Annotated in this window: 12 protein-coding genes and 1 pseudogene; 6 read left to right on the top strand and 7 right to left on the bottom strand. The window is 53.0% G+C overall.

Translation table 11 applies throughout. The features are described from left to right. The gene (locus tag VE954_RS06230) at window positions 1-507 is read right to left on the bottom strand and encodes a hypothetical protein (protein WP_324950759.1); all 507 of its coding nucleotides are present in this window, start codon (window positions 505-507) and stop codon (window positions 1-3) included. Between the two features lie 299 nt (window positions 508-806). Here VE954_RS06230 and VE954_RS06225 point away from each other — a divergent pair, with 299 nt between their 5' ends. After that, on the top strand, window positions 807-1,946 hold the full coding sequence (locus tag VE954_RS06225) for an FIST N-terminal domain-containing protein (RefSeq protein WP_324950757.1): 1,140 nt from the start codon (window positions 807-809) through the stop codon (window positions 1,944-1,946). Next, entirely contained in the window at window positions 1,943-3,577 is a 1,635-nt protein-coding gene (locus VE954_RS06220) for an ATP-binding protein (RefSeq protein WP_324950755.1), read from the top strand. The genes VE954_RS06225 and VE954_RS06220 overlap by 4 nt, the downstream gene beginning before the upstream one ends. A gap of 41 nt (window positions 3,578-3,618) precedes the next feature. Here VE954_RS06220 and VE954_RS06215 read toward each other — a convergent pair whose 3' ends face one another. The 6 genes and pseudogenes from VE954_RS06215 to VE954_RS06185 all read right to left on the bottom strand — a co-directional run bounded on the left by VE954_RS06215 (window position 3,619) and on the right by VE954_RS06185 (window position 8,882). Further along, complete coding sequence (locus VE954_RS06215) at window positions 3,619-4,287, bottom strand: hypothetical protein (RefSeq protein ID WP_324950753.1); 669 nt, start codon at window positions 4,285-4,287, stop codon at window positions 3,619-3,621. 22 nt (window positions 4,288-4,309) lie between these two features. Further along, window positions 4,310-5,047: a hypothetical protein gene (locus VE954_RS06210; RefSeq protein ID WP_324950751.1), complete on the bottom strand. Its 738-nt coding sequence runs from the start codon at window positions 5,045-5,047 to the stop codon at window positions 4,310-4,312. 103 nt (window positions 5,048-5,150) lie between these two features. Beyond that, on the bottom strand, window positions 5,151-5,933 hold the full coding sequence (locus tag VE954_RS06205) for a hypothetical protein (RefSeq protein ID WP_324950748.1): 783 nt from the start codon (window positions 5,931-5,933) through the stop codon (window positions 5,151-5,153). Between the two features lie 109 nt (window positions 5,934-6,042). Next, a pseudogene (locus tag VE954_RS43725) lies at window positions 6,043-7,547 on the bottom strand (HAD-IC family P-type ATPase). 231 nt (window positions 7,548-7,778) lie between these two features. Further along, the gene (locus VE954_RS06190; protein ID WP_324950742.1) at window positions 7,779-8,504 is read right to left on the bottom strand and encodes a PepSY domain-containing protein; all 726 of its coding nucleotides are present in this window, start codon (window positions 8,502-8,504) and stop codon (window positions 7,779-7,781) included. A gap of 147 nt (window positions 8,505-8,651) precedes the next feature. Next, the gene (locus VE954_RS06185; RefSeq protein ID WP_324950740.1) at window positions 8,652-8,882 is read right to left on the bottom strand and encodes a hypothetical protein; all 231 of its coding nucleotides are present in this window, start codon (window positions 8,880-8,882) and stop codon (window positions 8,652-8,654) included. Window positions 8,883-9,103: 221 nt separating this feature from the next. Between VE954_RS06185 and VE954_RS06180 the strand changes: the two genes are divergently transcribed. From VE954_RS06180 to VE954_RS06165, 4 genes are all read left to right on the top strand, one after another. Beyond that, on the top strand, window positions 9,104-12,232 hold the full coding sequence (locus VE954_RS06180; protein ID WP_324950737.1) for an efflux RND transporter permease subunit: 3,129 nt from the start codon (window positions 9,104-9,106) through the stop codon (window positions 12,230-12,232). Continuing rightward, window positions 12,229-12,684 carry a hypothetical protein gene (locus tag VE954_RS06175; protein ID WP_324950735.1) on the top strand — a complete coding sequence of 152 codons (456 nt, stop codon included), beginning with the start codon at window positions 12,229-12,231 and terminating at the stop codon, window positions 12,682-12,684. The genes VE954_RS06180 and VE954_RS06175 overlap by 4 nt, the downstream gene beginning before the upstream one ends. A 22-nt stretch (window positions 12,685-12,706) precedes the next feature. Beyond that, window positions 12,707-13,954, top strand: coding sequence for a TolC family protein (locus tag VE954_RS06170; RefSeq protein ID WP_324950733.1), 1,248 nt, complete (start codon window positions 12,707-12,709; stop codon window positions 13,952-13,954). A 165-nt stretch (window positions 13,955-14,119) separates the two neighbouring features. After that, a complete protein-coding gene (locus VE954_RS06165) occupies window positions 14,120-15,550 on the top strand; it encodes a glycoside hydrolase family 6 protein (RefSeq protein ID WP_324950815.1) in 1,431 nt (476 codons plus the stop codon). The last annotated feature ends 148 nt before the right edge of the window (window positions 15,551-15,698 follow it).

Raw genomic sequence — 15,698 nt, 5'->3', positions numbered from 1 at the left:
TCATAGATTCCAAAACTCCAAAGAAGCCAGAAGAGTGTAAACAACAGCTGTCCATGCCTGCTGCGGGCTGGCCTTTTGCAGGAGCAGATGCCGAAACTTCTGGTCAAAGAATGAAATTTCCTGGTTGGTAGGCGGACGGCTTTGAATGGTGGTGAAAAAATCCATGAGCCTTGCCGCCCATTGCTCCGCATTGTTTTCCGGTGTCACGCGAGCCGGCTGGCTCTCGACAAAAATTCGGGCCAGACGCGGCCTCTGCTCCTGTTCGATGATACGAACCGCCGCTTCCCATGCGATCGCCTGAACATCCAAAAGGTTTTGGACCTTGATTTGGCGATCGCGATCATAAACCGTATCGTGGTCCATACCACCCAACGGCAGAAGATAACGCTGCAAAACAGGCGTTCGACCCTTGAATGGTTTTGAAAGATCCACTCCAAACTGCGATTGGATATGTTTGACAAATTGTTCCGGCGCCAGAAGACGCGAGAACGTCGCCCCTGTGGTCATGATGTTGCCTCCAGTGATTGCCGGATTCATAGACGGGCGGAGCCACGGAATGGTTCAGAAAATTTTTAAACCATTCTTTTGGCACAGTTCAGATTCTTACCACCCGGCATGAAGGACTGCGATTTTGTGCAAGGAGGCTGGCTTCCAGGCGAACATGGCCGTTGCGACAAGCGACGATTTCCAGGTCAATGTCGTTATTTAGCTCATTCGGGGGGGGGAGACTTCAACTTTTGGATTCCGCGGGACGAAGCAAATCTCATGTCGACATCATGGGCCTTTTATGTCCAGGGAGTTCGCTAATGCAAGTCTTCAATGGTGTATCGCTTTTACCAGATGGTGCGGCTGCGGTCGCTGAAGTCGTCCGCCAATGGCCTAAAACTCAACCCAGCTTTATCCTTGTCTTTCATTCCACTCAGCAGAATTCCGAAGCCGTCGCCCAGGCGATTGCCAAACATTTTCCAGGTGTGCCCTCGGCTGGATGTACGACCTCGGGCGAGCACATGAATGGAGCCCATTTCAATGGCAGCCTCGTGATGTCAGGCATCTGGTCGCCTGAAATCCGTTGGCAGGCCACTGTCCTGGAACAGCTGTCGACACTGGATGAAACCCGAGCCCGCGGTACAGTGGATCAACTGCTCCAGCGTTTTGCCCTGGACCGCGATCATATCAATCCTGATAAACAGTTTTGCCTGACCTTCATTGATGGCCTATCGATGAAAGAGGAATTGGTATCGGCGCTGGTGGCGGATGCCTTGGAAGGCATTCCACTCATTGGCGGATCAGCAGGTGATGACCTCAAGTTCAAGGAAACCAGGATCATCGTCAATGGTAAGAGCTATCCACAGGCCGCGGCCCTGATCATGGCCGACAGCCAGGACGGTTTCCGGATCATCAAGCACCAGCATTTCGTAAAGACACCCAAACAACTCGTCGTTACCAAAGTCGACACCCTGCAACGCCGCGTCTATGAGCTGGACGGCATGCCGGCGTTGGAAGCTTATGCCGCGGCTTTGGGTTTGCCGATGACCCAGGTTACCGCCGACGTCGCTTTCGTGAATCCCCTGCTGTTTCGGGTCAACAATGAGCTTTATGTCCGGTCGGTGCAGAAAATCGAGAGTGATGGTTCCATCATATTTTTCTGTGGTGTCGAAGAAGGGATGGTCCTGGAAATCGGTGACCACCTGGATATGAACCAGGCTTTGACGCAGGACATCCGGTCCTTTCAAAAGGCTCAGGAACAATCGGAGCTGTTCCTCGCCTGCAACTGCATCCTGCGCGCCTTGGAAGCTGCCAAAGATCATAATTTCAGTAAACTCGGACAACGCATGCAGGATATCAGCAAAAACGTCATTGGCTTTGACACCTATGGCGAGCAGTTGAATGGCTTGCACATCAACCAGACACTGGTCGGAATCGCCTTGGGGAGGAAAGCCGCATGAGCCAGCCTAAAGATTTGGCAGCCTTGCAGAAAAAAGCTGAAGCTGCTGAGAAAACGGTATCAATTCTCAAGCATAAGGTCATCGAGCTCTACAATGCTGGAGCCCAATCCGTCATTCACAGACAGATGGAAAAGGCCCGTCAGCGCGAAGATGAAAACCGCCGTAAGCGCGAGATCATGGAAATCCGCAACCAGGAGCTGAAGAAGTATTCCGAGAACCTGGAGCAACAGGTTGAAGCCCGGACGGAGACGATCAAAACCATCCTGAATCATGTGACTTTTGGCTTTCTCGTGATCGATCGCAATCTGATGATCAATGATGAGTATACCAAATCCTGCCAGACTCTTTTTGGTCAGGACAAGCTTGGCGGCCTGACTATCATTCAGGCGCTGAACATGAATAAGCGCATGGCCGAGCATTTTGCCCTGTGCATGGACCAGGTCTTCGAAGATATCATGCCCAGCTCCGTAACCCTGAGCCAGCTCCCTGGCCGTTTTGAAATCAACGGTCGCATTCTCCGCTGTGAAGCCAGCATCATTCGAAAAAATGGGCAGGTGGATCGTCTCCTTTATACAGTCAGCGACATCAGTGAGCTTGAGGCTGCCCAGAGGGAAGCGCAAACGAACCATATTCTTGTTGGCATTTTGCGCCGTAAGGAAGGCTTCCAGGAATACATGACCGAGGTGAAAGAACAGCTGCACCAGGCCAGTGCCATGGCTCAGCAGAAAAATCAGGAATCCGTGCGCCGCGTTCTGCACACCCTGAAGGGTAATGCGGCTTCCTGGGGTCTGCTCGACATCGCCGCCAAAATTCATGGCATCGAAGACGAGGCGGCCATCAGTCGCAAGCATATCACCGAGGTGGAAGACGCCTTCCGGACTTTCATTGACGCCCATGCTCAGGTCATTGGTTTTGAATACGCAGGTCTGCATGAAGTGAACTTTGAAGTGAGTTCGACCCAACTGAATCGGCTCAAAAACATTATTTCAGATCTTCCCGGCAGCCAGGCTCCGCTCGTTCAAAATTGGACGGCGGTTGTCCTGCAGAAGCCCGCTTCTCTTCTGCTCGGACCCATCGATGAATTCGTGGCAAAGCTCGCCGAGCGCCTCGGCAAAGAGGTGCGCTTTGCGGCCAAGGGACTCGATACCCTGGTCGACGTCGACACCATGCGCGGTGTATTGCAGAGTGTTATGCACCTCATCCGGAATTCCGTTGACCACGGCATTGAAGAGCACAATCTACGTGGCTCCAAAAGCTCGAAAGGCTTGATCGAATTTTCCATCGATTGCAAGGATAACTATTATTTTGTGACTGTGAAGGATGATGGCCGCGGCATCGACATCGATAAGCTGAAGAAAAAAGCTGTGGCCATGGGTCTGAAGACAAAGCAGGAGATTGAAAACCTAAGTCGGCAGGAACAACTGAATCTGGTGTTTCTGGACGGGGTGTCGAGTGCCGATACCACGACCGAGATTTCGGGTCGAGGTGTAGGCATGTCTTCGATCCTGGCTGCTGTCCGCCGCGTCAATGGACGCTTTCACGTTGAATCACGCTTTGGGGAAGGCAGTCTGATGCGTTTGGAAATTCCGGTCCCGGAATCTTTGCGCATACTCATTAAAGATGTGGCCTGAAGACGAAAAAAAGGGGGCCTGAGCCCCCTTTGTGTTTAAACTTATCTATCGCCGCCTTGAGTTTGTGTTCCATCCAGGCCAGGTCTGACCTGCGATGTCACTTCCTTTTCAGCTGCCGCTTTCGTCAGATAAACTATTTGAAAGTAACCCATCCCTGCCATGGCCTGCTTCACATAAGCACCCGAGAGATCCGCGCTGGTGAGTGGAATCATTCCAGACTTCCACCCGCCATCGTAAATAACATAGGTCAGAACCAGTTTACTCAGCTCGCCGTCAGCCACCAGAGACGTTCCCGATTCTTCCAAAGGCAATGGCAGCTGAATGGTCAATGGCTGGCCCACGACTGGCGGTGTGCCGGAGGCAGGACCTACGTAAACGGGGGCGGTCGCATGAACGGCATTCGTGATCCCGAGTTCAGTCATGACCACCGTGTTGCGATCCGTCGCTTGACCCAAAGCAATTGCCGTGGAAATCGACAAGGCGCCAGGAGGGAACGTGACCGCCGAGTCAGCAATCTCTGAACTGGTGCTGGCCACCATGATTTGATCGGTTGTGGCCGTGGAAGAAACAGTGCCTGTGACCACACCATCGACTTCGGTCACGGGAATGTTACTGCTCGGTCTTGTGGACTCCAGATCTTCAATCTTACTGTCGCAGCCCATCATCAGAGTCGAAGTCACGGCCAGAGATATAAAAAATTGCATTTTCATTGTTTTGATTTCCTTGGTTTAATCAGAAAAGCCAGCCGATGCGGAAGAATGTCACATAGGGAATCGCCTCTTTGCCGAAGGCTTCGGCGGCTTTTTCCACATCTTCCTTGTTCTTCTTGTAGTCTTCAGAATTCAGGACAGCCTGCTGGCTTGCCGCTGATACGTTGTCGAACGAGGTCTGAAGGTCGGTGGAAACTCCCGACGGCATCTGATAACCAATGTCAAAGCCCAGAGTCAGTCCGGAGTCCCATCGAGCGAACCAGCCGAGCTGAGGGGTCAGGTATTTCGATTCCACTTCCAAACGGAGCGTGGTGGGAACCTTGAGGGTCACACCACCTGTCGTGACATCCACATCGGTTTTAAGCTTGCCGACGATACCCTGGCTGCCATAAGCAGCGCCCATGAAGAAACTGCCGAAGAATGGATACCAACGAACTGTGGCGTCCCAGTTGCGAATCTCCAGCTCGGTTTCTTCCACGGCCACACCGAAGCGGCCACCGGTGACCGACAGAGAGACGATGTCGCCATAGACGAAATCAACGCCGCCTGTAAGCGGATGCGGCAGACCCAAAGCAACGCTTGGACCGATACGCAGGTCCCCGAGGAGTCCCTTGCCTTTTGCAGCCGGTGCCGCCGCCGTTTCCGCTGAAGTTTTTTCCGGTTCCTGGGCCGGCTCGGTTGCCGTGTCCTGGGCAAGGATCATTTGCGGGAACAGGCTGACACTTAGAACGGCGGAAAGCGCTGAAACCTTCCAGCTCATGGGGTCTCCTTACAATGGATAGTGATTTTTAATAGTATAACGGAGAAGAAAAAAAAGAGGAACGGAAGGCAAAAAGTTGGCCCTTAGGCCAGCTCAGGCGCGATCAGTTATTGCCGCGTCCCCAGCCTCGATTGACGTTGACATCGAAGTTTCTATGGCAGCTGGCACAGTTGCCAAAATCCAAAAGAACCGCCCGGTTATCCCCCGCATGTTCGTCACGACCCTCATTGAAGTGGCAGGGCAAACAAAAATCAGCGCGCGGTGTGCTATGGGTAAAATTAAAGGCCGTTGCCCCTTCATCCGGAGTTCGATGACAGGATATGCAATCCTTGCCTACATAGTGCCGACTACCCATCGCTTTGGGATCGTTCGCCAGGAATCCAACAGGCGGGCCTTGATTGGGATACGCCCGGAGCCCTGCCGTTGCCGGTCGCGCATGGCATTCTTCACAGACAGCTGGTTTCGGCAGGTGACTGAAGGCTACGCGCTTGAATGTTGGGAAGGCATGGCAACCGACACAATCCTTATTGGCAATATGCGGGGCCGCTGGACGATTTTTTTCATGACAGCTGTTGCACGATGCCGGCGTGGGTTCATGCAAAGCGGCATTGAGGGTGCTTTTAAAGGCTGGGAAGCTGTGGCATCCCACACAGTCGGCCTGCTGGTCATGCGGCGCTGCAGGACGGTCTTTGGTATGGCAGGAGTTACAGGATTTAAGCCCGCTATGCATGGCGGCCAGCTGGTCTGTGGTCTTGTCACTCTCGGGCTCAATGTTGCTGCTGGCCAGCGATTCACTTTTACGATCATTCTGATTCTGCTTGTTACAGCCGGTATGGATTAGGACCAGGATCAGAAGCCAATAACCCGGCCGTGGCATGAATCGCATTCAAAACTCCCAACTCGATGTATGTCTTTGTCGGACGTTGGGAAGAGTTGGTTGAGTCAGCGCGTTAAGTTGTCAAAAAATTAAGACTTATTGCCAACTTGGGAACCCATCAGGCGATTTTTTCCATTTTCAAACGGAGTGCGTTGACAATGACCGAAACCGAGCTCAAGCTCATGGCCGCCGCAGCGATCATGGGATTGAGCAGTACATGGAAAAAAGGATAGAGGACGCCTGCCGCGATCGGCACACCCGCAGCGTTGTATGCGAACGCGAAAAACAGGTTCTGTTGAATGTTTTTGATTGTGGACTGACTGAGCTTCCTGGCCTTGACGATACCCAGCAGATCACCCTTGACCAAAGTTACGGCGGCACTTTCCATCGCCACATCGGTGCCTGTCCCCATCGCAATTCCAATGTAGGCTTTGGCCAAAGCAGGAGCATCGTTGAAGCCATCACCAGCCATAGCCACAATATGGCCTTTACTTTGAAGCTGCGCCACGTATTGTACTTTTTGTTCCGGCAAAACTTCAGCCACGACATCGTCAACGGCCAGTTTACGGCCCACAGCTTGAGCGGTGGTGCGACTGTCACCACTCAGCATGATCACGCGCACGCCTTGTTTCTGGATGTTCTGGATGGCCTGGAGGGCGGTATCTTTGATGGGATCGGCAACACTGATGAGGCCCGAGACCTGACGATCCATGGCGACAAACATCACTGTTTGTCCTTCTGACCGAAGCCGCTCGGCTTGAGGCCAGAGCGCATCCAAGGATAATCCAAGCGTATCCATGAGGCTCCGACTGCCCAAGGCCACCTTATGACCATCGACAGTACCCTGGACACCTTTGCCGCAGTGATCATTGATTCATCAACGGAACTTTTGCCTTCCAGCACGACACCATCGACTGGGATTTTTTCACCGGGTCGCACCCGCAAGCGATCGCCCACCTGGACCTGCTCCAAGGGAACATCTTTTTCCACGCCCTCAGCATCCAAGACGTGGGCAAGTTTGGGGGCCAGTCCCAGCAGTTTTTGAATGGCAGAGCTGGTCTGGCTTCTGGCTTTCAGTTCGAGCACCTGGCCCAGGAGAATTAACGTAACAATGACCGCGGCCGCTTCAAAATAAACAGCAACCTGTCCGCCATGGCTTCGAAAGGAAGCCGGAAATAGATCAGGAGCAAGCGCGGCGACAAGGCTATAGATGTAAGCCACGCTCACACCCAAGGCAATCAGCGTAAACATGTTAAGTCGCTTTTTAACCAGCGAGTCCCATCCGCGTTGATAAAAAGGCCAGGCCGCCCAAAGACAAACGGGAGTGGCTAAAGCCAACTCTAGAAAAACCCGCCCTTGGGCACTCCATAAGGCCGAGATGGGAGCGCCGGGAAGCATATCGCCCATGGCAATGAAGAGCAGGGGTATGGTTAACACCGCGGCCACCCCAAAACGCCTCGACATGCCCTTGAGCTCAGCATTATCCTGAACATCGGGCAGAAACGCTTCCAGGGACATACCACAGATAGGGCAATGGCCGGGCGCGTTGCGGCGAATTTCCGGATGCATCGGGCACACCCAAATGGTCTGACCCGGTGTTGACGCGGCAGCAACGGGGACCATCACCTGAGGCGTGAAGGTCTGATGCTGATGCCTCTCGTCGTGGAAATTATGATCATGCACTTTATGCTTCATAAAAACTCCAGGAACTGAAACTCCGGCTTTGGTGGGTTGACTATAGGAATTTGCCCCCTTCATTTGAACTCGTTTTTTCCAAACTCTTTGAAAAAAGGGGATGGATTTACGGTGAGTGGGACATAGGTAAAAATCTCAGGGCTGGACCTTTGAAATTCTTCAGTTGGAAGATGGGGACCCATCATATTTCTTGCGAGGGGTACGCCCGAAGAAGAAAAGGAAATAGCCGCTCGCGAGCAATACCAAGGCCAGGACACTGAGAACTTTCAACAAGGGATTGTTAAAATCTTCACGCTCCGAAAAATCCATAATGTGCAGCATCCAGAGGAAATCATAGACTCGCCAAAATACGTTGCGGCGCACCATGACCTTGCCGGACCAGGGATCCGTGTAGAGGCGGGTCCGCCGGAAATCATCGAACGTAACCTGATAAACAGGAACGGGCCCTTTATAATCGGCCGGTGCTCTTTGGAGAAGTTCAACCCGGTTCGGTTGATCCTGAGTTTGTATTTGCATCCTGGCCAGCTCGGCGACGCGGTCCGCATGGAGCTGCGGGCTCGTGTGACCGGTGAGCGCATCGAACACAGCGACTTCGCCCGCCCTTGATTCCAGCCGATACATAAGGCCGGCAGGCAGCTGTTCCAGCCTAAGGCTTTTGGTGGCAAACGAAGCAGGAAGAGGGAGCGATTGGGGCGATACGACACGATCCAAAGGCAAAGGATCATAGGTGAGGTCGGCTTTGCGGTCTTCATCCTTCACGACCTTGATCGGCACCCAGGCAAAGTAAACTCCGCTCCCCACCCACAACAAGAGTTGAATGCCGATCAGGATACCCGCCCATCGATGAAAGCCTCGAACCTTGACTCTGGCAGCCTTGGAAAACATGATCCCGCCTTATTTTCATGGATCGTTCACAAAGCTCCTTCATAACAAACTTGCCTGACCAAATGAAGTCCAAGACGGGGGCGGCACTCCCACCAAATTGGCACATAGAAAATTCACGAGATTTCCGCTATCTTCTTCATGCTAACGTCATCCTTTGGTTGAAACATGCGCTTCTCTGTATTTTTCTACATACTCATGCTGCTCCTGAATCTTCCGTTTCAGACCACGAGCTTTTTTAAAACATGGAGCCATGTTCAAAGCTTTCATCAAACGGATCACGTGCACCATGATCACGAGCATGCAGAGGCCCACGCGACCGCTGATGCTGAACATCCCCACGATCATGATGACCCGCAGCATCCGCCATCGCATAGTCATGACCGGGACCTTTGGGGCCTTTTTTCCGATTTAGGAATCGATCCAAAACCCTTGCTATCGGCACCTTTCACCTTTGAAAGTCAGCCTCGTCCGGAATTCAATGTGCATGAGCTCGTTTGCACAGTCCTATGCCAGGGCTTATTGCGACCTCCCATTACCTGAAAATCTGTCATCCTACACAACATGGAAATTCTGTTGCTTTCCGACTTCCGGAGAAGTTGATGCTGAATGCTATTATTCGATATTCCCTGAATCATCGCCTGACTATCCTGGGAATGCTCCTGGCTATTTGCGTCTATGGAGTGATGGTCGCCCGGCGCCTGCCCGTGGACGTCCTGCCCAATCTCAATCGACCCACTGTTTCGGTTCTGGCAGAAGCTCATGGGCTGGCCCCGGAAGAGGTGGAATCGCTTGTCACGGTGCCGATTGAAGCCGTGCTTAACGGGTCACCTGGCGTCTTGCGGGTTCGGTCTTCGAGCGGCATTGGGATTGCGATTGCCTACGTGGAATTTGATTGGGGGACTGATATTTTTCAGAACCGTCAGTTGATTGCGGAACGCCTGCAACTTCTGCAGGGACGGCTGCCTCCTGGGATAGTCCCGGTGATGGGACCTATGACCTCTATCATGGGAGAAATCCAGTTCGTAGGCTTGACCGCGGCCGATGCGTCCACGTCGCCCATGGATCTGCGTTCCTACGCTGACTGGACTTTGCGACCACAGCTTATGACAGTGCCTGGGATCAGCCAGGTCATCGTCATGGGTGGACAGGTGAAGCAGTATCAAATTCTGGTTTCAGGCCCTGCTCTGCAGAAGCGTGGCATTTCTCTCGAGGAATTCAAAAACGCCATGCGGGAAATCAGCGAGAATACGACGGGAGGATTTCTCGATATTGGCGACAAGGAGTATTTAATCCGGCCCTTGGGCCGCGTCGGCTCCTTGGATGATATTAAAAAATCCGTGATCGGCATGCACCTCGGTCAGCCCGTCTTCATTCGGGATGTGGCTGAAGTCAGGATCGGGCCCAAACCGAAGCGCGGGGAAGGCAGCATCAACGGCAAGCATTCCGTAATCCTGACCATTCAAAAGCAGCCGAATGCCAGTACTGTGGATCTCACCCAGGCTATCGATCAAAAGCTGAATGAAATGGCCTCCACCATCCCTCAAGGGATGAAATTGGAGCGCAATCTGTTTCGCCAGGCTCATTTTATCCAGACCGCGATCGATAATGTGAAAGAAGCCCTCCGTGATGGCATCATCATGGTGGCGATTATTCTCTTCCTGTTCCTCTTGAATGTGCGAACCACGGCCATCACCCTGGTCGCCATCCCCGTGTCATTGATCATGTCAGCCATCGTTTTTCACCTGATGGGAATGAGCGTAAATACGATGACGCTCGGCGGTCTGGCCGTCGCCATCGGGGAACTAGTCGACGATGCCATTGTCGATGTTGAAAACGTGTTTCGACGCTTACGGGAGAATCGCCTGTCCACCGTTCCCCAGAATCCCTTGCGCGTGATCTATACGGCTTCATCTGAAGTCCGCAACTCCATCGTGATCTCAACCGTCATTGTATGTCTTGTGTTTCTTCCCCTCTTTGCGTTGGGTGGCATCGAAGGCCGTCTATTTGTCCCCTTGGGAGCGGCCTATATTATTTCCATTCTGGCTTCCCTGCTTATTTCACTGACGATTACGCCTGTGCTCTGCTCGTACTTCCTGCCCCATTCCAAGGCTGTGGCCCATGCAGGAGACGGTTTCTTTGTCCGCGGACTCAAACGGGGCGCGACGTTCATCGTGAACTTTGCCATGCCCAAACCCTGGGCGGTGCTCGTGCTCGTGTCAGGTCTTCTGGTCTTTGCCATCAGTCTTCTGCCCAAAATGGGACGAAATTTTCTGCCTGATTTCAATGAAGGGACGGCTACGATCGGTGTAGCCGCAGCTCCTGGCATTTCGTTGACCGCTTCGGACCAGCTTGGCATTAAAATTGAGGAAGCGATCCTTTCTGTTCCTGAGGTCCGCTCCACGGTCCGACGGACAGGACGCGCGGAAATGGACGAGCATGCGGAAGGCGTCCATTGGAGCGAAATCGATGTGGATTTCAAGGAGGAAGGCCGACCACGCCCTGCAGTTCTGAAAGATATTCGGGATAAGATTGAAGCCGTGGGCGACGTTTACGTCAACATTGGACAACCGATCAGTCATCGACTGGACCATCTCCTGTCGGGAGTCCGTGCGCAAATTGCCATCAAAATCTTTGGGCCGGAGCTGAGTGAACTCAGGCGTCTGGGTGGTGAGATCTATGACCTTCTGGAAAAAACACCAAGCGTGGTTGACCTTCAGGTGGAGCCGCTGGTCCTCATACCTCAACTGAAAATAGCCATCGATCGCGAAGAAGCAGGCCGTTTCGGAATCAAATCAGGAGCGCTCGCCGAAAATCTGGAAATCGCTTTGAACGGGGAAACCACGGGTCAGTTTTTGGAAGGTCAACGCATCCACGATATCTTTATACGATTGGATGATGCCTCACGCTCAACCCCTGAGACCATCGGTTCGACCTTGATCAAGGTTCTGCCCAGTGGACAAGGCGTAAGGTTGAAGGACGTGGCCGAGGTTTATCAGGGGAGCGGACCTAATATGATCAACCGCGAGAACATGCAGAGACGTCTGGTGGTTTCTGCAGGCACGCAAGGGCGCGATCTGGGTTCCACGGTTGATGACATACAGACTCGACTGGCCGAAGGTTTGAAATTACCGGCTGGATATTTCATTCAACTCGGCGGACAATTCGAGAGCCAGCAGCAGGCGTCGAAGCGGATTGCTATTCTGGGAATGCTCTCTGTTCTTGGGATTTTCCTGGTCCTTTATCTGCATTTCCGTTCCTGGGTGCTCAGCCTTCAGGTCATGCTCAATATTCCGCTGGCTTTGATTGGCAGCATCCTGGCCATCGCCATGACGGAACGCAATCTTTCGGTCGCCACGCTTATTGCTTTTATAACCCTGTGCGGCATTGCCTCACGCAATGGAATTCTCATGATCAGTCACTATCTTCATCTGATGCATGAGGAAGGTGAAACCTTTGGCAAGGCCATGATACTGCGTGGCACTCTGGAGCGCCTCGTTCCCGTTTTAATGACCGCTTCAACAGCTGCCCTGGCTCTGATCCCCTTGCTTATGGCCGCAGGAGAGCCGGGCAAGGAAATCCTGCATCCCGTCGCTGTGGTGATCGTCGGTGGCCTGGTGTCATCGACCTTATTGGATCTGATCGTAACTCCGACAGCCTTTTACCTCTTCGGCAAAAAGGCTTCCGAGCAATATCTTCGCTCTCGGGCGAATCAAGGAGAACTCGTATGAAGATGAATGCTTTTCTGGTAGCTGCCTCCCTTCTCATGACCAGCTTTCCTGCATCAGCCCATGATGAAGGCCACGGTCCTAAACTTTCGGATACGGGCAAATTCGGTGGGCTGGTGTCCGCCGTGGTCGAGAAAAAAGAAGCGAAGCTCGGCCCTAAAGCCAAACTTGCTTACAAAGCTGAGTTGGTCCGATCCCCTGAAGGCAAAGTTCAGCTCTATCTCTACGACAGCGAATTCAAACCCGTCGATGCGAGCACCTGGGATCAAAAAGGCAAAGTAAGCATGGCAGCGAAGAAAAAAGGCAAGTGGCAGACCAAGGAATTTGACGTCACTTATGATGGCAAGGCCTTCACGGGTCAGATGCCTGAGGCTATCGGCAAGCCTTTCAATCTGGACTTTGTGCTCAAGGATAAGGACAAGGAACTGTTGTCCGCATTCGATAATCTGGACTAATCCGCACGCAAGGAATTTCACCATGAAGGCATGGGCATCGATCATCATTCTCGTTTGGGGACCCATGGGTTCGGCCGGGGCCGCAACCCGGAATCTGGCTTACGAGGATTTGCCAAATCTTATTCGCCAATACAATCAGGGAGTCCACGCCGCCGACAGCAGCACGGAAGCCGCCCGCTTGCGGCTTCATTCCTGGGATCGCTCCCTCCTTCCTCGCTTTGCGTTTGAATCCGGTCTGCGTGGGCAGAAAGAGGCTGACGGCACAGGTGAGACAGCCCCTTTTTGGAAAGTGGATGCCGTTTCCAATGTCTACCGGAGCGGTCGTGATGTCTGGCGAAACAAGGCCATCGACACGCAGGTCGCACTTCGCAAGCTCGATGCCCACGCCTTCTTCCGCCAGGAACTCATGAAAGCGCGAGCTGATTACATCCGGCTCGCGGCTATTCGTCAGATGATGCAATTGAGCGAGACAACCCGTGCCGAGAATCGCCAAAAAAAGCGTGCTCTCACTCAAAAGATTCAAGCAGGGCTTTTGGCGGAAAGCCTGGTTACGGATTGGATTCTCTTTGATCAGGAGTTGGAACGGGACCTTTTGTTTTTCGAAAAAGAGATGCATGAAACGGAGGATCGACTCGCACTGGCTCTAGGTTTACCTCCAGAAACGGCCGTTTCTGTAAAAAGTCTCGCCACCATTGATACGGGGAAAACCACCGATTCCGCCCACGTGAAAGACGTTCCAGAACTGAAAAAATTGGAAGTCCAGGCTATCGCGACTCGTGAAGAGTCGTCGCTGAAAAACGAATGGTGGCGTCCCGAGGTCGATGTTTTTGCCAGCTACTCGGGTTTTCAAGTCAAGGAACGGCCCAACCCGGGTCCGTTGCCGGAACGAGAAACAGCCCTTGGATTACGCGTTACCCTTGATCTCCAGGAAAGCTCGGAAAGGCGCAAGGAATCCGCCGCACGACTGCAGGAAGCGGCCGCCTTGGACTTACAGAGGGCTTATCAAATCCGGGAAGCAGAATCCCGGGTCCATGAATATTTTCACGACATTCGCGCCCTGACGCCTATCCTGGAGACCCTGACGAGGCATGGGGAATCAGCTTCGGCCCTGCAAAATAAAATCGATGCGGACTTCAATCGCGGTGTTCGTGAAAGCTCGGATGTGCTCGAATCGATCCGTCGGGTTCATGATATCAAGCGACGGCGCATCGAAGCCTTGCTCGAGTATCAGCTCGCCAAAGCGGGCCTGCAGACCTTCCTCGATCATTAGGAACACCGATCGCACCCTCCCCCACCGACAATCCTGGTTTATGCCCACGGCCAAAACATTGCTAAAACGGACTATCAAAGCTTTCCTTCAGGAAAGTTTTGAACCCGTTCCTTCTCCTGCTGCTCTTTTTCTGTGGCACACACTGTGGAGTTCCCCGTGAAATCAATGATTTTATTGCCTCCCCTCCTTCTGTCCTCGGCATTTCTAATTAACTGTGGTGCGCGCGATCGTGTCAACGATCGAGCCGAAGCGTCCAATCTTTCGACAGTGCGAGTGGGTGAGTTAGCCAACCTGCCCAATGGTGAAAAACCGGTTTATGCGAAATTGGAGCTTAAAATCTCCGGGGTGGAATCCACCAGCTTTGATAAAACCCTCAGTTTCAGCAAAGGCAGTGGAGCCGCGTCAGGATTCGAAGACACCGCCACCAAACTGAGTTATGGCACCTATCGCTTTCTCCTGAGCTATCAGGACGCCGCAGGAAAAGTTGTTTATGAATCCTGTTCAGGTGGTAAAGACCCAGCAGGTCGTGACATTACCGATGAAAAATCCCGTACCCATGTGATTAACACCGCGAGCTATGAACCCATCATTCAGATTTGTTCCACAACCACCCCAGCCATCACACCTACAGAACCTCCTAAAAAGCCAGACGCCGACGTGGTGATCAAACCTACGATGCCGACTGGCGGTTCATCCGTTTTCGATAAAAACAGTCGTTTCTATGTGGACCCCTCTTCCCAGGCGGCGAGTGACGCCAACTCCTTGAGAAACGCTAATGATCCCAATGCTCCTTTGATTGACTATATTGCGAAGCAGGGTGCTGCCGTCTGGCTCGGTGCCTGGTCGGGGAACGTGGCCGACGCTGTTCGGAACGTCGTCGACATATCTCAACAGCAGGACGCCTGGCCCGTCCTGGTCGCCTATATGATTCCTTATCGGGACTGCGGTTTGCATTCCGCAGGTGGTCTTGATGCCGCCAAATATCTGCCTTGGATCACCGAGGTGGCCAACGCGGTCGGCAACCGCAAAGCGATCGTGATTCTCGAACCCGACGCCGTTCCTGGGCTGGTTCAAAAGAAAGATAATGGTCAACTCTGTTTGACCCCCGAGCTCCGCAGTGAACGAGTCAGTCTGATCAAATCCGCCATAGGCATCCTAAAGAGCAAGCCCAATCTTAAAGTTTTCATCGACGCAGGGCATTCCGCCTGGTTGAGTTCGGATGAAGCGGCCGGCCTTCTGAAACAGGTGGGTATCGCTGAAGCGGATGGTTTCGCCCTCAATACTTCAAACTATCAGTCCACGCCTGCAAACGTCGCTTATGGACAGAAAGTAAGAAGTCAGGTGGGAAACAAGGGCTTTATTGTGGATACAAGCCGCAATGGGATTGATCCCGCCGGCAACACTGAATGGTGTAATCCTCGTAATCGCGCGCTTGGGGCCCGCCCTACGTTTGATACGGGCATCGAGGGCGTGGTGGCGTTTATCTGGGGGAAACGGCCTGGTGAGTCGGATGGCGCCTGCAACGGCGGTCCGGCTGCCGGGAACTGGTGGCGCGACATCGCGATTGAATTGGCCCGCAACGCCAACGTAAGATAATAGCCCTTTTTCTTCCGAGTTGGCCCAGCTCCTATAAGGACTGGGCTTTTCCCTGCCCGCTGCCCGAACTCCGAAAAATTTTGTGTACGAAATGATTGCAATTCACGCCGATAACTCGCGGTCACTGCTGACCAATTTAAAAAGATCT

The organism is Oligoflexus sp., from assembly GCF_035638955.1.
Taxonomy (GTDB): Bacteria; Bdellovibrionota_B; Oligoflexia; order Oligoflexales; family Oligoflexaceae; genus Oligoflexus.
This window is presented reverse-complemented; position numbering and strand designations above follow the sequence as displayed.